22 protein-coding genes and 1 riboswitch are annotated in these 20,068 nt (G+C 66.4%); of the genes, 10 read left to right on the forward strand and 12 right to left on the reverse strand.

All coding sequences use genetic code 11. From position 1 onward, the window contains the following. Positions 1–23 precede the first annotated feature (23 nt). Together ACFO0G_RS13465 and ACFO0G_RS13470 are read left to right on the forward strand one after the other, a co-directional pair. Positions 24–263 (forward strand): heavy-metal-associated domain-containing protein, encoded by a 240-nt coding sequence (locus tag ACFO0G_RS13465; RefSeq protein ID WP_286400508.1) that lies wholly within the window; start codon positions 24–26, stop codon positions 261–263. Positions 264–290: 27 nt separating this feature from the next. Beyond that, entirely contained in the window at positions 291–2,705 is a 2,415-nt protein-coding gene (locus ACFO0G_RS13470) for a heavy metal translocating P-type ATPase (RefSeq protein WP_376978195.1), read from the forward strand. 21 nt (positions 2,706–2,726) lie between these two features. Here ACFO0G_RS13470 and ACFO0G_RS13475 read toward each other — a convergent pair whose 3' ends face one another. After that, positions 2,727–2,999 carry a DUF2277 domain-containing protein gene (locus ACFO0G_RS13475; protein WP_286400511.1) on the reverse strand — a complete coding sequence of 91 codons (273 nt, stop codon included), beginning with the start codon at positions 2,997–2,999 and terminating at the stop codon, positions 2,727–2,729. Positions 3,000–3,210: 211 nt separating this feature from the next. Here ACFO0G_RS13475 and ACFO0G_RS13480 point away from each other — a divergent pair, with 211 nt between their 5' ends. Then, positions 3,211–3,474: a WXG100 family type VII secretion target gene (locus ACFO0G_RS13480; protein WP_110545130.1), complete on the forward strand. Its 264-nt coding sequence runs from the start codon at positions 3,211–3,213 to the stop codon at positions 3,472–3,474. A gap of 85 nt (positions 3,475–3,559) precedes the next feature. Here ACFO0G_RS13480 and ACFO0G_RS13485 read toward each other — a convergent pair whose 3' ends face one another. After that, entirely contained in the window at positions 3,560–4,534 is a 975-nt protein-coding gene (locus ACFO0G_RS13485; protein ID WP_376978329.1) for an EamA family transporter, read from the reverse strand. Positions 4,535–4,665: 131 nt separating this feature from the next. Between ACFO0G_RS13485 and ACFO0G_RS13490 the strand changes: the two genes are divergently transcribed. Further along, positions 4,666–5,211: a CGNR zinc finger domain-containing protein gene (locus ACFO0G_RS13490; protein ID WP_286400515.1), complete on the forward strand. Its 546-nt coding sequence runs from the start codon at positions 4,666–4,668 to the stop codon at positions 5,209–5,211. Positions 5,212–5,269: 58 nt separating this feature from the next. On the opposite strand, the gene ACFO0G_RS13495 is transcribed toward ACFO0G_RS13490, so the two are convergent. The 3 genes from ACFO0G_RS13495 to ACFO0G_RS13505 form a co-directional block, all read right to left on the reverse strand. Next, complete coding sequence (locus ACFO0G_RS13495; RefSeq protein ID WP_376978198.1) at positions 5,270–5,647, reverse strand: hypothetical protein; 378 nt, start codon at positions 5,645–5,647, stop codon at positions 5,270–5,272. A 97-nt stretch (positions 5,648–5,744) separates the two neighbouring features. Continuing rightward, positions 5,745–6,335: a hypothetical protein gene (locus ACFO0G_RS13500; RefSeq protein WP_376978200.1), complete on the reverse strand. Its 591-nt coding sequence runs from the start codon at positions 6,333–6,335 to the stop codon at positions 5,745–5,747. Between the two features lie 46 nt (positions 6,336–6,381). Beyond that, on the reverse strand, positions 6,382–7,734 hold the full coding sequence (locus ACFO0G_RS13505) for an MATE family efflux transporter (protein ID WP_376978202.1): 1,353 nt from the start codon (positions 7,732–7,734) through the stop codon (positions 6,382–6,384). A gap of 108 nt (positions 7,735–7,842) precedes the next feature. Between ACFO0G_RS13505 and ACFO0G_RS13510 the strand changes: the two genes are divergently transcribed. Together ACFO0G_RS13510 and ACFO0G_RS13515 are read left to right on the forward strand one after the other, a co-directional pair. Then, positions 7,843–8,277: a DoxX family protein gene (locus ACFO0G_RS13510; protein ID WP_376978204.1), complete on the forward strand. Its 435-nt coding sequence runs from the start codon at positions 7,843–7,845 to the stop codon at positions 8,275–8,277. 132 nt (positions 8,278–8,409) lie between these two features. Next, positions 8,410–9,384 carry an acyl-CoA thioesterase gene (locus tag ACFO0G_RS13515; protein ID WP_286400525.1) on the forward strand — a complete coding sequence of 325 codons (975 nt, stop codon included), beginning with the start codon at positions 8,410–8,412 and terminating at the stop codon, positions 9,382–9,384. On the opposite strand, the gene dnaB is transcribed toward ACFO0G_RS13515, so the two are convergent. Continuing rightward, positions 9,381–10,766, reverse strand: a complete 1,386-nt coding sequence (gene dnaB / locus ACFO0G_RS13520; RefSeq protein ID WP_376978206.1) for a replicative DNA helicase — start codon at positions 10,764–10,766, stop codon at positions 9,381–9,383. The genes ACFO0G_RS13515 and dnaB overlap by 4 nt on opposite strands. A gap of 753 nt (positions 10,767–11,519) precedes the next feature. Between dnaB and ACFO0G_RS13525 the strand changes: the two genes are divergently transcribed. After that, positions 11,520–12,086 carry a hypothetical protein gene (locus ACFO0G_RS13525; protein ID WP_376978331.1) on the forward strand — a complete coding sequence of 189 codons (567 nt, stop codon included), beginning with the start codon at positions 11,520–11,522 and terminating at the stop codon, positions 12,084–12,086. A gap of 12 nt (positions 12,087–12,098) precedes the next feature. On the opposite strand, the gene ACFO0G_RS13530 is transcribed toward ACFO0G_RS13525, so the two are convergent. The 6 genes from ACFO0G_RS13530 to rpsF all read right to left on the reverse strand — a co-directional run bounded on the left by ACFO0G_RS13530 (position 12,099) and on the right by rpsF (position 15,580). After that, positions 12,099–12,725 carry an FMN reductase gene (locus tag ACFO0G_RS13530; RefSeq protein ID WP_286404682.1) on the reverse strand — a complete coding sequence of 209 codons (627 nt, stop codon included), beginning with the start codon at positions 12,723–12,725 and terminating at the stop codon, positions 12,099–12,101. Between the two features lie 138 nt (positions 12,726–12,863). Next, positions 12,864–13,712 (reverse strand): PhzF family phenazine biosynthesis protein, encoded by an 849-nt coding sequence (locus ACFO0G_RS13535; RefSeq protein ID WP_376978208.1) that lies wholly within the window; start codon positions 13,710–13,712, stop codon positions 12,864–12,866. 80 nt (positions 13,713–13,792) lie between these two features. Then, positions 13,793–14,245 carry a 50S ribosomal protein L9 gene (gene rplI, locus ACFO0G_RS13540; RefSeq protein WP_018769834.1) on the reverse strand — a complete coding sequence of 151 codons (453 nt, stop codon included), beginning with the start codon at positions 14,243–14,245 and terminating at the stop codon, positions 13,793–13,795. A gap of 17 nt (positions 14,246–14,262) precedes the next feature. Then, entirely contained in the window at positions 14,263–14,502 is a 240-nt protein-coding gene (rpsR, locus tag ACFO0G_RS13545; protein ID WP_003800144.1) for a 30S ribosomal protein S18, read from the reverse strand. A 126-nt stretch (positions 14,503–14,628) separates the two neighbouring features. After that, the gene (locus ACFO0G_RS13550; protein WP_376978210.1) at positions 14,629–15,204 is read right to left on the reverse strand and encodes a single-stranded DNA-binding protein; all 576 of its coding nucleotides are present in this window, start codon (positions 15,202–15,204) and stop codon (positions 14,629–14,631) included. A 70-nt stretch (positions 15,205–15,274) separates the two neighbouring features. Beyond that, a complete protein-coding gene (rpsF, locus tag ACFO0G_RS13555) occupies positions 15,275–15,580 on the reverse strand; it encodes a 30S ribosomal protein S6 (RefSeq protein WP_013602900.1) in 306 nt (101 codons plus the stop codon). Between the two features lie 378 nt (positions 15,581–15,958). Beyond that, positions 15,959–16,105, forward strand: a riboswitch (cyclic di-AMP (ydaO/yuaA leader). 4 nt (positions 16,106–16,109) lie between these two features. Here rpsF and ACFO0G_RS13560 point away from each other — a divergent pair. From ACFO0G_RS13560 to ACFO0G_RS13570, 3 genes are all read left to right on the forward strand, one after another. After that, positions 16,110–17,225, forward strand: a complete 1,116-nt coding sequence (locus tag ACFO0G_RS13560) for a glycoside hydrolase family 16 protein (protein ID WP_376978212.1) — start codon at positions 16,110–16,112, stop codon at positions 17,223–17,225. Positions 17,226–17,358: 133 nt separating this feature from the next. After that, entirely contained in the window at positions 17,359–18,570 is a 1,212-nt protein-coding gene (locus ACFO0G_RS13565) for a glycosyltransferase (RefSeq protein WP_376978214.1), read from the forward strand. Continuing rightward, positions 18,567–20,054, forward strand: coding sequence for an oligosaccharide flippase family protein (locus ACFO0G_RS13570; RefSeq protein ID WP_376978216.1), 1,488 nt, complete (start codon positions 18,567–18,569; stop codon positions 20,052–20,054). Before ACFO0G_RS13565 ends, ACFO0G_RS13570 begins: the two co-directional genes overlap by 4 nt. The last annotated feature ends 14 nt before the right edge of the window (positions 20,055–20,068 follow it).

Raw genomic sequence — 20,068 nt, forward strand, 5'->3', positions numbered from 1 at the left:
GGAACCTACAAAAGGAGCAAGCCATGAGCACCACCTCCCCCACCACCACAACCATCAGCGTCTCCGGCATGACCTGCGGGCACTGCGTATCGGCTGTCAGCGAGGAACTCGAAGCCATCGAAGGCGTAGAGGACGTGCAGGTGGACCTCAACGCCGGCGGCATCTCCACCGTGACCATCAGTGCAAACAAGGAACTCTCACCCACTGACATCGGGGAAGCCGTGGCCGAGGCCGGCTACCTGGTGGTCGCCAACGAAGCCTAAACACCCTCCCAACACCTGAAAGCTGACATGAGCCACCAAGAACTGCTGCGCCCGCCGGGAACCCGGATCGTCGAACTGGACATCCAGGGAATGACCTGTGCTTCCTGCGTCAACCGGGTGGAAAAGAAGCTCGGCAAGCTTGAGGGCGTTGCGGCAACAGTGAACCTGCCCCTGGAGTCGGCCTACGTCACGGCCCCGGAGGGCATTACCGACGAACAGCTGGTGAATACGGTCAACGCCGCAGGCTACAAGGCCACACTCCGGCCGCAGCATTACCCAGCCGTCGATGCGGAAACTCAAGGCAGCGCCGAAGGTGCGGTGCCCGCGAGCGGCGACGGCGGGGACTTGCGGCAGCATGCATCCAAGCAGGGCCCACGGCGGGAGGGTTCCCTGGACGAGCTGGCGAGTCGAGGGAACCGCCGGGGAGGGACGAGCGAGCATGCAGAGCAAGTGACCGGCGTCGCCGCCCGGCTCCGCCCCCGACTCATCCTGGCGGCAGTCCTGACCGTCCCGGTGTTCCTGGTCAGCATGGTCCCCGCGTTCCAGTTCCCCAACTGGGGCTGGGTGGCCGCGGTACTGGCCTTGCCGGTGGTCACGTGGGCTGCCTGGCCCTTCCACCGGGCGGCGGCGATCAATGCCCGGCATCTGGCCTCCACCATGGACACGCTGGTGTCGCTGGGGGTGGCTGCGGCCTACCTGTTCTCGGCCTGGCAGCTGCTGACGGACCCGCGGATGACGGAACACCCGGGGATGGAGGGCATGTCCGGTGGCCTGTACTTCGAGGTGGCCTCCGTGGTCACCACCTTCCTGCTCCTGGGCCGTTTCCTGGAAGCGAATGCCAAGCAAAAGGCCGGGGACGCCCTTCAGGCCCTGTTGAACCTGGGGGCCAAGGACGCCACCGTCCTGCGCAACGGCAGCGAACAGAAGATCGCTGCGGACCGGCTGCAGGTGGGCGACATCCTGGTGGTCCGCCCGGGCGAAAAGATCGCCACCGACGGCGTGGTGGTTGACGGTGCATCCGCCGTCGACGCTTCGCTGGTGACCGGCGAGTCCGTCCCGGTCGAGGTGGGGCCGGACAGCCGCGTCACAGGTGCCACCATCAACACCTCCGGCCGCCTCCTGGTGCGGGCAACCCGGGTGGGCGCTGAGACCACCCTTGCCCAGATGGCCCGGCTGGTGGCGCAGGCCCAGACCGGCAAGGCGCCGATCGCACGGCTCGCGGACCGCATCAGCGCCGTTTTCGTGCCGGTGGTTCTGGGCCTTGCCGTCCTGACCTTCGTGCTCTGGCTCCTGGTGGCCGGCCCCGACGCTGATGGCGGCCATTTGCGCCAGGCGTTCACGGCCGCCGTCGCCGTCATGGTGATTGCCTGCCCGTGCGCCCTGGGACTGGCCACCCCGGTGGGCCTGCTCACGGGCACCGGCCGGGGCGCGCAGCTGGGGATCCTGATCAAGGGCCCGCAGGTTTTGGAGGACACCCGCACCGTGGACACCATCCTGCTGGACAAGACGGGGACGGTGACCACCGGCATCCTGGCCGTCGACGCCATTTCCGCGCTCCCCGGCTTCGTTGAACAGGACGTCCTCCGGCTCGCCGGGGCAGTGGAGGCCGCGTCCGAGCACCCCGTGGCCCGCGCCATCGCGGCCGCGGCAGGTTCCGGGCGTGCAGCGAGCGACGGCGGCACCTTGCCGTCAGTGCAGAACTTCAGTTCCGCCCCGGGCGGCGGAGTGTCGGGAACCGTTGAGGGCAGGCAGGTGATGGCAGGGCGCAGCGGCTGGCTGGGGCAGAACGGTGTTGTCCTGGATGCTGGCCAGCGGGCCCTGCTGGCGGCCGCTGAAGAAGGGGGCGCCACGGCCATCTGCGTGGCGGTGGACGGCGCACCGGCCGGGATCATCAGCCTGCGGGACACCGTCAAGGAGGGCTCCGCCGCCGCCGTCACCCGGCTGAAGACGCTGGGCCTGCGGCCCATCCTGCTGACCGGCGACAACGCCGCGGTCGCCGCCCGGGTGGCTGACGCCGTCGGCATTGCTCCCGGCGATGTCTACGCCGGCGTCCTGCCGGAAGGGAAGGTCGAGGCAGTGCGGAAGCTCCAGGCCGCGGGTGCCACGGTGGCCATGGCCGGAGATGGCGTCAACGACGCCGCGGCGCTGGCGCAGGCGGACTTGGGGATTGCCATGGGATCCGGAACGGACGTAGCCATCGAAGCGGCGGACCTGACCGTGATGGGCAATGACCTCGCCCAGGTGGCGCAGGCAATCGAACTGTCACGGAAGACCCTGGGCACCATCAAGACCAACCTTTTCTGGGCGTTCTTCTACAACGCGGTGGGGATCCCGGTGGCCGCACTGGGGCTGCTCAACCCGATGATCGCCGGTGCCGCCATGGCCGCCAGTTCGGTCCTGGTGGTGGCCAACTCGCTGCGCCTGCGCAGCTTCGGCAAGTAGCCAATCCCGGTTCAGGACAGGTCAGGCCGCGCCGTACCGCACCGCGGCGCGGGCTTTGGCCTTGGCGGCCTCTTCCTCCCGGTCCTTGGGCGGCGCCTGCGTCACCAGGGAATCCAGCAGGTGCTGCGTGATGTGCGCAATCTCGTGGACCGCCTCATCGAAGGCTTCCTGGTTGGCCTTCGACGGCTTGGTGCTGCCGCTGATCTTGCGGACGTACTGAAGGGCGGCCGCGTGCACTTCCTCGGACGTGGCGTGCGGCTCGAAGTTGTGGAGGGTTCGGATATTCCGGCACATACCGCCATGCTAGGCTCTTCCAACGCCTGGGATCGACCCCTTTTTCATGGTCTCCACCCGGCGTCCATGGGGAGCCCGGCATGGGCAGGGCTGCCCATCGCCACTGTTTGGAGGCCGGGATAGGTTTTAGGCAATGGATCTTCCGGATGAGCCGGGGGGCCGCTGGGGATGCCGATCTGGTTCGGATCCACGACCTAACAAGGAGAAACTGATGGCTATTTGGGGTGCAGACGTTGAGCAGCTTCGCCAGCTCGGCAGCAAGCTTCAGGCAGGAGCGTCCGAGATCGAGACGCAGAAGTCCACTCTCACCAAGGTTCTGAGCAGCACCAACTGGGAAGGCCCGGACGCAACCAAGTTCCGCAACGAGTGGTCCGGTACCCACACCGCCATGCTCACCAAGGTTGCCGAGGCGCTGAAGGAAGCCGGCTCACAGGCCAAGCGCAACGCTGAAGAGCAGAGCCAGGCCTCGCACTAGGCTTACCGCCGCTGGCGGGAGGGCAGGGACACCAAACGGTGTCCCTGCCCTTTTTTGGGCGATGGGCTCTGCAGGATCCGCACTGCTAGGGGACGGGTTCGACGTCGTTCGCGTGTTCCAGCGGTGAGGCCGGCACCTGCGCGCCCTTGGCGGCTTCGGACGCCACGGCACGCAGCTCGTCGAGACGGACCAGGATGACCCCGCCCACGATCAGGACACCGCCCAGGAGCTGGACAGATCCGGGAAGTTCACCGAGCAGCAGCCACGCCCACAGCACAGCAAAAAGGACCTCGGTGAGGGACACGAAGGATGCCACCTTGGAGCCGAGCGCCCTGGCCGCCATGATGCCCGAGGTGTAGGCCAGGACGGTGGCCAGCACCACCAGCCCCGCAAGCGACACCCACCACGGCGTGGTCCAGGGTCCCAGATTGGTGTCCGCGGTGGTGAAGGCCATGGGCAGCAGGCCGGTGGCGGCGGCAAGCCACATGACCGCGGCACCCACCATGAGTCCCCCGGACGCCAACACGATGGGCGGCAGGGTGTCGTTTTCCCTGGCCGTGATGAAGAAGTAGATGGCCAGGCATACTGCGGCAGCCATGCCCCAGAGGACGCCGACCAGGTCCACCTTCACGGCGCCGGTAAGGTCCAGGACCAGCACCAGTCCGGCCAGGGACAGCAGCGTCCCGCCGGCGGTCAGCACCCGCGGACGGCGGCGGCTGGCGGCCCAGAGCCAGAGGACGATGATGACTGGGGCCAGATACTCCAGCAGGAGCGCGACGCCAACAGACAGGCGGGCTACCGCATTGAAGTAGAACAACTGGCAGGCAGCCACGCCGACGAGCCCGAACAGCACAATGGTGAGCCAGTTGTCCACCAACTGGTGCCAGCGGCCCTTCAGTGCGGACACCGCGGGAAGGGCGAGGATCAGGGCCGCCCCGGTGAGGCGGGCGGTGACGGCCGCACCAGGAGACCAGCCGGTTTCCAGCAAGGACTTGGCAAAGGATCCGGACAGGCCGAAGACTGCCGAGGAGAACAACGCGATGCCGAGCCCTGATGCCATGAAGCTGGTCCGCGTGGCGGAAGGTTCCGGGGTGGGGTTGTGGTTGTTGGCGGCAGGCACCGTCGCCTCCTGTCAGGAGTAAAGTGGGGTTATGCTCATGACATTACGCTTCGGCGCTGTAAGGAGTCAACATGGTCTTCGCCCCTGACACGGAAGTGGCGCTGCGCACGGTGGTGAACCTCATCAACACGGCGGCAAACGGCAGGGAAGGGCTGACCTCCGTTGCCGACCTGGACAGCTTTCTGGACGCGGAAGGATTTTCCGGCGCCCGGAACCGGGATGCCGTGGAACTGGAAAGCGTGCTGCAGCTGCGCCGCGAACTGGCAGCTGTTTGGACGGCTGATGAGGACGCCGCCGTGGACACGGTCAACCGGCTGCTGCGCGACGCAAACGCCCTGCCACAGTTGATGAAGCACGACGGGTGGGACTGGCACCTGCACGCCACGGCACCGGAGGCGCCGCTGGCAGACCGGATGAGTACCGAGGCGGCCATGGCCCTGGCTGACGTCATCCGCAGCAAGGAAATGGACCGGCTGCGCATCTGTGATTCGGAGGACTGCGATGCGGCCGTGCTGGACCTGAGCCGCAACCGGTCCAAGCGGTACTGCGATACGGGCAACTGCGCCAACCGCGCCCACGTTGCCGCGTACCGCGCAAGGCAGGCGGCGGGGGGCTAGCGGGAGCGGGCCGTTCCAGTGGCACCCGCGGACGATGCCGGGCCGCTGGATTGCCCTGCTAGCGCTGCGGGGTGCCGCCCGTTCCGTCATCGGAGGACGGCGGGGTCTGGCTGCCCGGAGCACCAAAGCCGTGGCCGGAACCTCCGTGTGGTGATGCCTTGGGCGCAGAGCTGAGGTTCACGCCCGAGCCCTTGCCCAGGTGTTCCGCGTTCTCTTTGTAGCTCATGGACAGCATCGCGGCGATCACCAGGGTGACGATGAAGGCGATGCCGGCTGCGGTGAAGGCGAGGTCGAAGCGGGGCGCGCGGGCGCTTCCCCCGGAGGCGAAGATCAACACCGCAACGAAGGCGACGACGGCCCAGAATGCCGAGAACATCAGGGGACCCTTCACCGAGGTCCGCAGCTTGCGCGGTTTTCCTTGATGCTGGTCAGCCACAGTGGTTCCTCCCTGCAGGCGGCGCACGGCCGGCCTGGTTTACGTTTGCGGTGTCGCACCCATTTTCTACATAAAGTAGAAGGGCACTCCTCCTAGTTTACGGCTTTCCTGCCCCGGCGCGGGCATCGTGCCGCAGGGTCAGGCCGGAAAGAACCCACAGGACGCCCGAAATGATCGCTCCACCACCGGCTACACCCAGCAGCGCGTGGGCGCCGAGGTTGATGAAAAACGGCAGGAGCACAGCTGTTCCGATGCCGATGACCCCCGAGGCAATCCAGTCCCTGGCGAGCACGTGGCGGCCCTTGTATTGCAGGCCGCAGGCGAGCTCGAGGACACCGGCGACGCCAAGCCCCAGGGCTGCGATCACCCCGAATAACAGGTCGCTGTGCAGGAGGAGCACGGCAAAGCCGGCACCGGCCAGGATGGCGCCGGCGGCGGAGAGCAGCTTGCCGGGGGCAGAGTTCTGGGCAAAGCCCGCTGCGGGGACGGTGCGGAGCGACACCACCCCGGCGGCCAGGAGGTAGAGCCCGCCGGCCCAACCCATGACCTCCACGGACGGGGAAGTCCAGAAGACCGTCACCGCGCCAAATACCAGCGCAGCAGCCGATCGGAGCAGGACCGGCTTCCAAAGGTCGTTACGGGGGGCGGTTCCGGGAGCAGCGCCCGCGGGGGTGGATGGTTGCGTCACCGGTCCAGTTTAGTGGGGGCGGCTGGGAGGTCTAACCGGGCCCGCCTCAGGCGGAGCCCAGCACCATCCAGCGGTCGGAGCGCGAACGCAGGCCCAGCGTGACTGCGCGCGCCGCCATGTACCCCAGCGCGAAGGCCACCCAGAGCCAGCCGAGCCCGGAGGCGCCGGGGGCGCCGGACAGTGCAACCCATGCCAGCAGAGGCACGTAAACCACGAGGTTTATAAGTCCCGCGAGGGCGAGGTACCGCGCGTCACCTGCCCCGATCAGCACTCCATCCAGGACAAAGACGTAGCCGGCGATGGGCTGCCCCGCGGCCAGGACCCAGAGTGCCACGGTAAGCACCTGCTGCACCTGGTGGTCAGGGGTAAACAGGGCTCCGGCCCAGGGTGCCGCCGCGGCCAGCAGCAGGCCGGTCAGCACGCCGAAGCCTACTCCCCAGCGGATCATGGTCCCCGTCAGCAGCCGGGCCCTGGCCGCGTCGGACGCGCCGAGCTCCTTGCCAATAAGCGCCTGGGCGGCGATGGCCAGGGCATCCAGCGCGAACGCCAGGAAGGAAAAGATGGTCATCGCCAGCTGGTGGGCTGCGAGGTTCACTTCGCCTTGGGCCGTGGCGACCAGCACGGTGGCCAGGATCGCGGCGCGCAGGCTGAGCGTGCGCAGCATGAGCCAGGACCCCACGCGGGTCATGCTGCGGATGCCCCGCCAGCTGGGCAACAGGCTTACGCCGTGGCGCACCGCGTTCCGGCGCACCATCACCACGTAGACAGCGGCCATGGCCCACTGGGCAATGCTGGTTCCCATCGCGGAGCCCACCACGGACAGGCCCAGGCCGTAGACAAGCCACAGGTTCAGGACGATGTTGACGCCGAATCCCGCAGTGGCAACCACCAGTGGGGTGCGGGTGTCCTGCAGGCCGCGCAGCACGCCGGTACCGGCGAAGATCAGCAGTATGGCCACCAGCCCCGGCATGGACCAGCGGAAGTAGTCGACGGCAAAGCTCCGGACGCTGCCCTCGGCGCCCAGGAGGTCAATCAGCGGCCCTGCCGCGGCAAAGCCCGCCCCGGCGAGGAGTATGCCAAGGATCAAGGCGAGCCACACGCCGTCGCGCCCTGCGGCCAGCGCCTTGCCGAGCTGCCCGTCACCAATGGCCCGGGCAACAGCCGGAGTGGTGGAGTAGGCCAGGAAGACCATGAGCCCGACGGCGGTCTGCAGCACCGCCGATGCCAGCCCCACCCCCGCAAGCTGGGCGACGCCGAGATGGCCCACGATGGCGGAGTCCGCCAGCAGGAAGAGGGGTTCCGCCACCAGCGCCCCGAAGGCGGGGACGGCGAGGCGGAGTATTTCCCGCGCCGGGCCTCGGGTGGCTGCCGGGGACGCGGGGGCTGGTCGTTGGGGCACGGAGACAGCTTAGTGGCGCCCGCCGGCGGGGCACCGCCGGACATGAGAAAGCCCACAGTCCACGGCTTTTAGTTGACAGTTCAACTAATACTCCGACAGGCTGGACATATGAACCAGTCGCGATTGACCACCACAGCCCTCACCGCCCTCCGCCTGATCCTCGGCTTTCTCTTTGCAGCCCATGGCTGGCAAAAGTTCAATGAGTGGACCATCGCCGGAACGCAGGCCTCCTTCGCCAAGATGGGCGTACCGGCGGCCGATGTCATGGCTCCGGCAATCGCCGTCCTGGAACTGGCCGGCGGGATTGCCCTGATCCTGGGCGTCCTCACCCGCGTGGTGGCCGCGCTCCTGGTCCTGGACATGCTGGGAGCACTCTTCCTGGTCCATGCCCCTGCAGGCATCTTTGCCGCAAACGGAGGATATGAACTCGTCTTGCTCCTCGCCGCGGCAGCATTCGCCCTGGCGCTCACCGGCGCAGGCCGACTCTCCGTGGACCGCGCGCTCTTCGGCCGCCGCAAGTCCCGGCTGGCAGCCCTGGCCTAACCACGGCTGAACGGACAAATGCCGGACGGCGGCTGCGCACCAACTGCGCAGCCGCCGTCGTGGTTAATGCAGGCGGAACGTTTGTTGCAATCCCAACCGGCCGGTAACCAGGGCCGTCAGTATGATCGCACCATGACTGAAACCGGACGCCCCAACTCCGTGACCCTCCGCTTCCTCGCCGCCCCCACCGACGTGGGCCACAGTGGATCAGTGGATGCCGGCACGGTACTGGAGTGGGTGGACAAGGCCGCATATGCCGCAGCGGTGGGATGGGCCAAGTCCTACTGCGTGACCGCCTACGTGGGCAACATCCACTTCGCCGATCCCGTCAACAGCGGCGACATGGTGGAGGTGGAGGCCACCATCGTCTACACCGGACGGTCATCCATGCACATCCGGACAGTGGTCTCCTCCGGCGACCCGAAAGGCGGCGCTGCCACGATGCGCAGCACATGCATGGTCATCTTCGTGGCCGTGGGTGAGGACGGCAAGCCCGTCCCGGTACAGCAGTTCGAGCCTGTCACACCGGAAGAGATGGAGCAGCGGGACCACGCACTGGCCAGGGTCAAGGTCCGCGAGCAGATCGTGGAAGCTATGAACCGGCAGGAATACACCGACGCCGGCACAGCCGAACGGGTGACGCTGCGGTTCATGGCCGCGCCCACCGATGTGAACTGGGGCGGCAAGGTCCACGGCGGCATTGTGATGAAGTGGATCGACGAGGCCGCCTACGTTTGCGCCTCACGCTACTGCGGCCGGGATACGGTGGCGGTGTTCTCCGGCGGCGTGCGCTTCTACCGGCCGCTGCTGATTGGCCATGTGGTGGAGGTGGAAGCCCGGCTGGTCTACACCGGGACCAAGGGCATGCATATCGCCGTCCACGTCCGTTCCGGCGACCCCAAGGGCCGGGAACTGAACCTCACCACCTATTGCCTCACCGTGATGGTGGCGCGCGACGACGAGGGAACCTCAGTGCCCGTGCCCGCCTGGGTGCCGGTCAGCGACGAAGACAAACGGCTCCACGCCCACGCCCGCGAACTCCTGGAGATCCGGGGAACGGCGCCCGGGAACCGGCTGCCCAACCATCTGCTGGCGCGGGGCGCTTAGAAGCCGCCACCGCCGCCACCGTCACCGGCCATGTTGGCGAACCGTGAGTAATGGCCCTGGAACGCCACCACGATGTCCTTGGTGGGACCGTTACGGTGCTTGGCCACCAGGATGTCCGCCTCGCCCGCGCGCGGAGACTCCTTGTCGTAGACGTCCTCGCGGTGGAGCAGGATGACCATGTCGGCGTCCTGCTCGATGGAGCCGGACTCACGGAGGTCGGACACCATGGGCCGCTTGTCCTGGCGCTGTTCCGATCCACGGTTCAGCTGGGACAGGGCGATCACGGGGACCTGGAGTTCCTTGGCCAGGAGCTTCAGCGCACGTGAGAACTCGGAGACCTCCTGCTGGCGGGACTCCACTTTCTTACCGGAGCTCATGAGCTGGAGGTAATCCAGGACCACAAGCTTGAGGTCATGCTGCTGCTTGAGCCGGCGGCATTTGGCCCGGATCTCCATCAGGGACATGTTGGGGCTGTCGTCGATGAACAGCGGGGCCTCATTCATGCGCCCCATGGTGGTGGCGATCTTGGACCACTGCTCGTCCTTGATGGTGCCCTTGCGGAGATCCTGGAGGCTGATGGTGGCCTCGGCTGAGAGCAGTCGCATGGCGATCTCGTTCCGGCCCATTTCCAGGGAGAACATGACGGTGGCCAGGTTGTGCTTGATGGCTGCGGAGCGGGCGAAGTCCAGGGCGAAGGTTGACTTGCCGACAGCGGGACGGGCGGCGATGACGATCATCTGGCCCGGGTGGAGTCCGTGGGTCAGTTCATCCAGTTCGTAGAATCCGGTGGGGACGCCCACCATCCCCTCGCCGCGGTGGCCCGACGCCTCGATCTCGTCCACCGTGGACTCCATGACGTCCTTCAGCACCACGTAGTCCTCTGCGGTGCGGCGTTCGGCCACGGCATAAACTTCTGCCTGCGCCTGGTTGACCAGGTCCTCCACCTCGCCGTCCGAGCCGTAGCCCAACTGGACGATCTTGGTGCCGGCGTTCACCAGCCGGCGAAGCACTGCCCGCTCGGCCACGATTTCGGCGTAGTAGCCGGCATTGGCCGCAGTGGGGACGGTCTGGATCAGTTCGTGCAGGTAGGCGGGGCCGCCGATCCTGTTGATTTCAGCCCGCTTGGTCAGCTCATCGGAAACAGTGACCGCGTCCGCAGGTTCGCCCCGGCCGTACAGGTCGATGATTGCTTCGTAGATGGTCTCGTGGGCGGGCCGGTAGAAGTCCTGGCCGCGAAGGATTTCCACAACATCGGCGATGGCGTCCTTGGAGAGCATCATGCCGCCCAGTACGGACTGTTCGGCAGCGATGTCCTGCGGGGGCTTCCTGCTGGCGTACGATCCACGGGTTGCCTCGACAGGGTCCAGATGCGCGATTGACAAAGCTGCCGTCCTCCATTTGTACCGGGCGTGCGTCCGGTGATCCATCCTGCTCGCGGCCTCCGGAAAATCCGGCTCCCGCTACTTGTCCAGTTCTACCCACTGGCTCTGACAATCGAGTGCCGCAGGGGTTCACATATACCCCCGCCTGGAGTTATCCCCAGTATCCACAGCTTTTCCACAGGTGCGCGTGAAAGCGGCAGAGTGGGGTCCGAATCGAAGCAGGGCAGGCCCTGTTTCGGCCGCGGAGAACAGGTACCCCGCTACGCTAACCGCCGGGCTGCCAGCGGCAAAGCCAGCATGCAGGAACAGTTGTGGATAACCTGTGCAGTACGGGGCATAGCTTGTGCACAGCCTGTGGGGAAGCCTGTGGATACAAAAGTTTTTTATCCTCCAACAGCGGTCTGACCTGCGCAAACGTCCCCTTTGGCATGTGGAGTAAATATTTCTTTGATGGAATTTCATCCACAGGCCCCATTGGGCCCTTGCGCCGGGAAGCGGGGGGAAGTGCGCCTTCGCGGCTTGAAGGCCCACGCCGTGGCCCTGCTCATATTCCACCGTGGGAGTTTGACGGGCAGCAGCCGGGGCTGTATGCCCACCGATGAATATTGCTGTGGATAACCATGATCTGGATTAAGATCTTGGTAGCCAGAACATGCAGTTGTGCAATCAGCAGCAGGAACAGGGCTGGGCGGATGGCCAGCAAAGCAATCGCACCTGGCGAGGGCCAGGAAGTAGACAGAACGGCTCGTGAAAATGGAATCCCTTGTGGTCCCGGTCCTTATCCTGCTCGCGGTGGTTGCGGGGGTGACGGTGGCGTACCGCGCCACCCGGAAGCGCAGGGCCGCACACCCCTCCGACCCCGCCCAGCCCGCCGCGTCATCACTGAAGCTGGCCCGGACCGCGGCGGACCGGTTGTCGGAAGACGAACACCGGCGGATCTACGCGTTGATTGCGCAGGGCCAGGCCATGGCCGCCATCAAGCTGTACTACGAGATCACCGGAGAGGGGCTGCGGGCCTCACGGGACGCCGTGGGCGCCCTGGCCGCCCACCCACAGCCTTACCGGCGCGAGGAGCCGGCTCCGGCCGTCGAGGAGGACGACGACGAGCCACAGCGTTTCCCGTACCGCTACCGGGCCATCGCCAGCAAGGGCGACGTCACGCGGGAGGTGAGCAGCAACATGCTCAACGATGAGATCTACGGCAGGATTCGCACCCTGGCCCGGAGCGGCGACACGGAGGGGGCAGCCAATGCATTGACCCGGCACTCCGACATCTCACTCACCCAGGCACGGGAGTTCATCGCGCTGCTGGATGACTAGAGGGTGGACCGACTAACGGGGCCCTGCGATCCCCGCCAGCAGCTGTTCGAAGGGCAGGGACTCCAGCAGAGCGGGTTTCCGACCCGGCTGAGGCCCCTCGAGCAGCCGCGTGAACTCACCGGCGGCCCGCTCGATGCGGTCCGCCAGGGACCCACCGCCCTCTTCTGCAGTGCCCCAATCCTGGGGTCCTGCAAAGACACCGGTTGCAGCCATGCGGGTGCGGAGGTAGCTGAAGAGCGGCCGGAGTGCGTAGTCCAGGACCATCTGGTGCCGGTCCGTGCCGCCGGTGGCGCCCAGCAGGACCGCCTTGCCGTCCAGCGACTTCGGGTCCAGGACATCAATGAAGGACTTGAAAAGACCACTGTAGGACGCGCTGAACACCGGCGTCACAGCGATGACCCCGTCCGATGCCTCAACGCCGGCGATAACTTCCGCCAAGCGTGGTGCGGCGTAGCCGGTCACGAAGTTGTTGGCGATGTCCACGGCCAGGTCACGGAGTTCGACGACATCCACTGCCACGACGAAACCGGCTGCCTTGAGCTGCCGCTCGGCGGCTGCCGCGAGCTGGTCCGCCAGCAGCCGGCTGGATGAAGGTACGCCGAGCCCGGCGGAAAGGACGGTGATGCGGCGGGTTTCCATGACATTCTCCTGGTGCTCGTTCAGTTTCATTCTACATGCATATGCATTTATATCCATGAACTGCGGGCAGCTTCGAGATATTCCCGGCCAGCTCCGGGGGTGTGGATTCCTGCCGGCCATACCCGGACCGGGCCCCGCTCAGAGCAGCACGCTCCCGTTGATGCAGGTGCTGGAATCACCGCCCACCCAGATTTCCCCGTCCGCGGCACTGATATGGATGCGCCCCGCGCGGCCCAGGACCGTCCCCTGCGAGGCCAGGTACTGCTCCGGCGCACGTCCACTTCCAATCAGCCACTGTGCGGCTCCGGCGTTGAAACTGCCCGTGACGGGGTCCTCCACCATGGCGTCGCCCGGCAGGAACGTGCGGACCTCAAAGTCGGTACCGGCGCCCGGTGCATGAGGCCCAATGACGCCAACCTTGAGGCTGCCCATGGCTGCCTGGTCCGGCTCAAGGGCCAGCACTCGTTCAGCAGACCCCAGGAGGACCCCGATCCATTCAGGGCCGTTCACCAGCCAGGCGGCGTCAAGGACATCATCCAATGGCAATCGCAGCGCTGCCGCCAACTGCCGGCGGACCGGCGCTTCCACGGGGCCGAAGCGGGTCAGGGGTGGTGCGGCGAAAGCCAGCCTCCCGGCGTCGCGCCTTACCTTGACCAGCCCGGCCGCGCACTCCTGCACCACGTAGCTGTCCGCCTTTGGCACTCCGCCGGCTTCCAGCCAGGTATGGGCGGAGCCCAGCGTGGGGTGGCCCGCGAACGGGAACTCCTCCGAGCCGGTGAAGATCCGGACCCTGTAATCAGCGCGGGGATCCTCAGGCGGCAGGAGGAAGGTGGTCTCCGAAAGGTTGGTCCAATTGGCGAAGTGCTGCATGGTCGCGGTGTCCAGGCCCTGGGCATCAAGGACGACGGCGAGCGGGTTGCCGCGGTAGGGCTGGCTGGCGAATACATCCACCTGGTGGAAAGGACGGCTGCGGGGTGTCGGGTTCACCGGAGCAGGCTACCACCGCCAAAACGAAAGACCCCCGCCGCCGGAATCCGGCAACGGGGGTCATGACGTGGAGTGGGAAATTACTTTCCTGCCACCACGTCGAGTTCGATCACAGCAGCAACGTCAGCGTGGAGGCGGACGTTGGCCTGGTAGGAACCAACCGACTTGATGTGGGCCGGCAGTTCAACCTTGCGCTTGTCGATCTTGCCAAGGCCAGCGGCCTCAACAGCGTCGGCGACGTCGCCCTGCTTGACGGTGCCGAACAGGCGGCCGGACTCGCCGGCCTTGACGACCAGCTTGACCGGCTTGGCGGACAGTGCGGCGGCCTGCTTCTGAGCATCTTCCAGAGAAGCGTGCTCGCGGGCAGCGCGGGCAGCCTTGATGGACTCAACCTGCTTCTCGCCACCCTTGGACCAGGTCAGGGCGAAGTTGCGGGGCAGCAGGTAGTTACGTGCGTAACCGTCCTTGACCTCGACAACATCGCCAGCAGCACCGAGACCGGTAACTTCGTGGGTCAGAATGAGCTTTGCCATGTTAGTTAATCCCTTCCTTAGCCGCGGCCAGCGCCGGAGTAAGGCAGCAGAGCAACTTCGCGGGCGTTCTTGATTGCCTGGGCGATCTTGCGCTGTTCCTGCACCGTAACGCCAGTGACGCGACGGGCGCGGATCTTGCCGCGGTCGGAGATGAACTTGCGCAGCAATGCTACGTCCTTGTAGTCGATGACAGTGATGTCAGCGGCCTTCAAGGGGTTGGACTTTGGTTTGGGCTTACGGAGTTCAGCCTTAGCCATCGTGGAGCTCCTATTCTAGGGAGCCCGTGGATATTGATCCACGGGATGGTGGTGGTCCGACGGCGGCAGCTGCTTTGGGTGCCTTGAGCACCCTGGCAGTCCCGGCGCCGGGCCGTTGTTTGGGTTTTAGAAGGGAGGTTCGGAATCGGGGCCGTTGCCCCAGCCGCCTGCGTTGGACACCCCGGGTGTGGCCCAGGGATCATCCTGTGCAGCCTGCTGGCTGCCGCCGCCCCAGCCTCCGCCGGAGTTGCCGCCCTGGTTTCCACCAGAGTTGCCGCCTCCGAAGCCACCGCCGCTGTTGCCGCCGCCGAAGCCGCCGCCACCCTGTCCGCCGGAGCGCTGGGTGCGGTTGACCTTGGCGTTGGCGTAGCGCAGGCTGGGGCCGATTTCGTCGACCTCAAGCTCGATGACGGTGCGCTTTTCGCCTTCTTTTGTTTCGTAGGAGCGGCTCTTCAGCCTGCCGGTCACGATGACGCGCATACCCTTTGTCAGGGACTCGGCAACGTTTTCGGCTGCTTCACGCCAGACAGCGGCGCGGAGGAACAGGGTCTCCCCGTCCTTCCACTCGTTGGACTGGCGATCAAAGGTGCGGGGGGTGGAAGCGATGGTGAAGTTCGCTACTGCCGAACCGGACGGTGTGAACCGCAATTCCGGGTCATTGGTGAGGTTACCGATGACCGTAATGGTGGTCTCGCCTGCCATCTACTGCCTCCTTGTTCGATCCTGGGTGAAGAGTGCGTTTCCTGCGGGGTAAAGAATGAAGACGGCTGAATTACTCAGCAACAACCTTCTGCTCTTCGGGGCGGGTGATCTTGGTGCGCATGATGGTCTCGTTAAGAGACAGCTGGCGGTCAAGTTCCTTGGCGGTCTCCGGCTTGGCGGTGAAGTTCACCACGGCGTAGATACCTTCGGACTTCTTCTTGATCTCGTAAGCCAGCCGGCGACGGCCCCAGATGTCAACCTTTTCGATGGTTCCACCATCGTTGGTGATGACGTTCAGGAACTTCTGAAGCGACGGCTCAACGGTACGCTCTTCGACCTCGGGGTCGATGATTACCATCAATTCGTAAGGACGCATATGTGAACCCACCTCCTTTGGGCTAAGCGGTTACGGCATTTCCGTAACAGGAGGTTCATTTGCGATTCCGTGCAATGCCTTGCCGCCCGAACGGAGGCAGGCGCAGCACAGACTTCACTATCTTAGTGCATTTGGACCCGATAGGCGATTTGCGCCTGACTCGAGGCTAGCCGCGTGACGGTCTGAGCAGGCATCCCCGGTGACGCTATGTGGAAAACCGGAAAAAGGGGCCGGATGCCACCAAGTCGGGGCACTTCCCGCAGAACCGCGACGTGAGTCCCGTTACCTAATTGTGATTTTAGGGCCGCATTCGTGTACGGTCGAGCGGGGGCCGCCCCCAGCCGGCCCCAATCCCGGATGACGCCCAGCTCTGCCGCTTCCGGTGATCCACCAAGTTCCAGGCAGAGGCGGGGGACCCAAGTGTCACGGGCCTGGCTTGCGCCTGCCCTGGGGTGAAGCCGCACACGCGGCCGGATGCCTCATCCGAACCCGACAGCTAACTCCGCAGGCGTTGAGAGGTAACTTCCCCATGCCCGCACACCGCAAAAACAGCGCCCACCCAGCGCCCCGTTATCAAAAAGAGACCGCCGCCGACGCCCCCCTTCATCCTTCCACCGGGGCCAAACCAGGCCCCGGGCGGCGGCCCTGGCCCCTCGCTGCCGGTCTCGCCGCAGCACTCCTCGGGGCGGCTTCCCTGGGCCTCGGCCTGGCCCAAAGCACCAACCCCACAGATGTGGCGCGGGTGGCGAGCGCCTCCGACACCGGCAGTGGTGTCCCGGTAAGCGATGTCCCCACGAAGGAACCGGCCGTTGCCCCTGCCCCCGCCACGCCCGCTCCGGCACCTTCCCCGGCTGCCGCTCCTGCTCCGGGCCCGTCCCTCCCCCAGGCTCCTGCCGCGGCAGAGCCGCCGGCACCGGCCGTCCCGTCCGCCCCCGAGGCCCCTATCGCCCTGGCGCCGGCCGCGGCCCAGCTGGCCAGCAGCGGCGCGCCGATGCCCACCGGGGTGCCCGGGAACTGGACCCTGGCGTTTGCCGACGACTTCAACGGCGCCGGATTGGACACCGCCAAGTGGTCCGGCTGCTGGTTCTCCCCCGGCTGCGGAACCATGAACAAGGTCTCCACCAGTCCCGCCAACGTCTCGGTGGCCAACGGAAACCTTGCCTTGGGCCTGGCATCCTCCACTTCCGGCGCGTTGGTGTCGACCAACCCGAAGGGCGGCGCAGGCACGGGCTTCCAGTTCACCACCGGCTACGTGGAGGCGCGCATCAAGTTCCCCGGAAACGCCAATGGCCTCTTCAACTGGCCCGCATTCTGGACCACGGGGCAGTCCTGGCCGGCCACCGGCGAGAACGACATCGCCGAGGTGCTCCAGGCGAAGATGACCGTTAATTACCATTCCACTTCCGGCTCGCAGAACCAGGGCGGCGTCGGCGGGAACTGGGCCAATGAATACCACACCTTTGGCCTGCACCGGATGGCCAACTCGTCGGATGTGTACTTCGACGGCGTCAAGGTCAAGTCCTACCCCACGAATGACGGAAACGCCCCGCAGTACATCGTGCTGAACGTGGGCGCCTCGTCAACGAACCCGGCCTACGGCCCCCAGTCCCAGATGCTGGTGGACTACGTGCGGGCCTGGCAGTAGCCAGCCACGCACCCATGTGATGAAGGACGACGGCGGGACCTCCCGCCGTCGTCCTTTCGCTTTTCCTGTGGTTTCCCTCAAGGTTGCCTAAAGCAACCCTTCCCCCCTTGATGTGATCCATTACACTCTTGCAATGAAGCTCCTGTACGTGACGGAAAGCGTGCCCAACCGGGATCCGGAACTGGGGGATGGCAGCTCCATGATTCCGTACGAGGTGATCCTGCACCTTCCCGCCGATGTTGCCGTCACGCTGCTGACTTTCTCCGGTCCCGTTCCGGTCCCGGCAGCCATCAGGAACCGGTGTGAGACGGTGTACGAACTGGCACCGCGGGAAGAACTATCGGCCTTCGTGCGGTCCCTGGGCGGCCTCACCGGCCTGGGAAAACAGCGGCGCGCCACACCCTCCGCCCGCGCTGCCGCCGCCCGCCTGTCCGCCGGCCAGGACGCCACGCTGATCCACGGACCGCACGCCCTCTTCCTGTCCCACCACATCACCGGGCCGTTAGTGCTGCAGACGGTGGACCCCTGGTCCATCCGGGCCGGCATGGACACCGCCATCGCGCGGACGTTCCGGCCCGCCTACCGGCTGCGTGAAGAGTTGGCGGCACGCGCTGAACGGCAGTTGCCGGCAAGAGCCCGGCTGCTGACCGTCGGGGCGCAGGACGCTGCCGCGTGGGCCGCCAAGCTGGGCAGGCCGGTCAGGAGCATCCCCAACGGAACGGAAGTGGCAACAGGACCCCGCAGGAGGCGGGATGTACCCGTGGTGTGTTTCGCGGGCAGCCTCAACTACGCCCCCAATGTGGACAGCGCCGCTGTATTGGTTGAAAGAATCGCGCCCCAGGTGTGGCGGGAGGTGCCGGACGCCCGCTTCGTCATCGCGGGGCGCCGGCCCACACCGGCCGTGCAGGCACTGGCCGGCCCACAGGTGGAAGTCCTGGCCAACGTGCCCTCCATCCTGGACGTATTCCACGGGGCCGATGTGGCGGTCTTCCCGGACGAACACGGCGTGGGTATCCGGAACTCCGTGCTGGAAGCCCTGGCAGCCGGGCTGCCCGTGGTGGCAACGCCGGTGGCCGCCAGGGAACTGCCTGCGCATCCGCTGCTGGCCGTTGAGGGCAGTATGGACGCCCTTGTCCGCAGGGTGGTGGAGCAGCTCAGACTCCCCCGGGCTGCCCAGGAACCACCGCAAGGACCAGGGCAAGGGGCGCCGCAGGACGGATCCACCGGAGGAACCGCAGTCCGGACCTGGGAAACCGTCGCCGGCGAATACCTGGCGGAGGTCCGTGCGGCTGTTGCTGCGTCTTCCCCGGCCGGGGCACTTTCCCAACCGAACAGGCAACCGTGACGTACGCGCCGGGGGAATTGGAACGCAAGGGCGTCCGGGGCGCCCTGTGGCAAGGCATGGCCTTTGCCTCCGGCAGGGTGATCGTGCTGGTCACCACGGTGGTGCTGGCGCGGCTCCTGTCGCCTGCGGAATATGGCCTCGTTGCCCTGGCACTGGTGCTCATGGCATATGCGGAAACCATAGCTGACGCCGGCGTGGGGCAGGCGCTGGTCTATCTTCCCAGGACGCCCGTCATAGCGCGCTCCGCACTGCTGCTTTCCGTTGCCCTGGGTGTGGGCCTGGCCTTGGCGGCGGTGCTCGCCGCCGACACCGTGGAGGACGTGGTTGGGCTCGACGGCGTGGCCCCGCTGGTCCAGGTCCTGGGCGTTTCAGTGCTGGCAACCGCGTGCGGCGCCGTCCCGGAGGCCATCATGCGCCGGGACCTGAAGTTCAGGCAGCTGACGGCGGCTCCGGTGCTCCGCGCCGCAACCATGGGAACGGTGACCCTCTACCTGGCCTTCACCGGCCACGGCGCCTGGTCGCTCGCCGTCGGAACAGCTGCCGGGTCCGTGGCCTACGCCGCCACCTGCTGGTTCCTGATCCGCCACGAGGCGCCCTGGCAGCTTTGGCGGGTGAGCCGCAGCGCAATCGGCGAGAACGTCCGCTTCGGCGCCCCCGTCGCCGGCAGCACCTTGCTGGCCAGGGCGATTTTCGACGTCGACTACCTGGTTATCGGCGTCATCCTGGGCGCCCAGGCCTTAGGCCTCTATACCCTCGCCTTCCGGCTGCCCGAAGCCTTGATCCTGAACGTCTTTTTCGTGCTCTCCACCGTCCTGTTCCCCCTGTACACCCAGGTCCGCGGGGACCGGCAGCGGCTGCGGGACGGGTACCTGAAAAGTGTCACGGTGCAGGCGCTGTACGGCATTACGGCGGGCGTAGGACTGGCCGTGGTGGCCCCCGTCCTGGTACCGGTACTGTTCGGCCGGCAGTGGGAGCAATCAGTCACGCCGCTGGTATTCCTTGCCCTGTACGCGGCGGCCCGGTCCCTTGGCGCCGGGGCCAATGACGTCTACAAGGCCATGGGCAGGCCAGGGCTCTCCATTTGGATCTCCGTGGTCCGCCTGGTGGTCCTCCTCCCCGCGCTGATCTTTGCCAGCCGCTGGGGCATTGTGGGTGTTGCCTGCGCCCAGATGGTGGTGGCCGTGGTCTTCGCGTTCGGCATGCAGGCTGTGGCCGCCAAAGTAATGGGAACCAGGATGCGCCGCATGCTGCGCGCCGCGGCACCCGGCCTGGTGTGCGGCGCCGCGGTGGGGCTGGTGGGCCTCCTGAACCTCGCGCGGCATGCGCTAGGACCCGTCCCCACGCTGGCGGTCATGGTGGTTGCCGGCGTAGCGCTGGTGTACGCGGTGCTGCGGTTCGGCTACCGGGAGCTGCACGACGAGATACTCGGTCTGTTCAGGCGCAACCACGAAAGTCCAGGAGCGGCGGAAAGCCGGACCTCCTAGGGTTTCTTGCCTGA

Origin of the sequence: Arthrobacter sedimenti (genome assembly GCF_042652025.1) — a bacterium.
Taxonomy (GTDB): Bacteria; Actinomycetota; Actinomycetes; order Actinomycetales; family Micrococcaceae; genus Arthrobacter; species Arthrobacter sedimenti.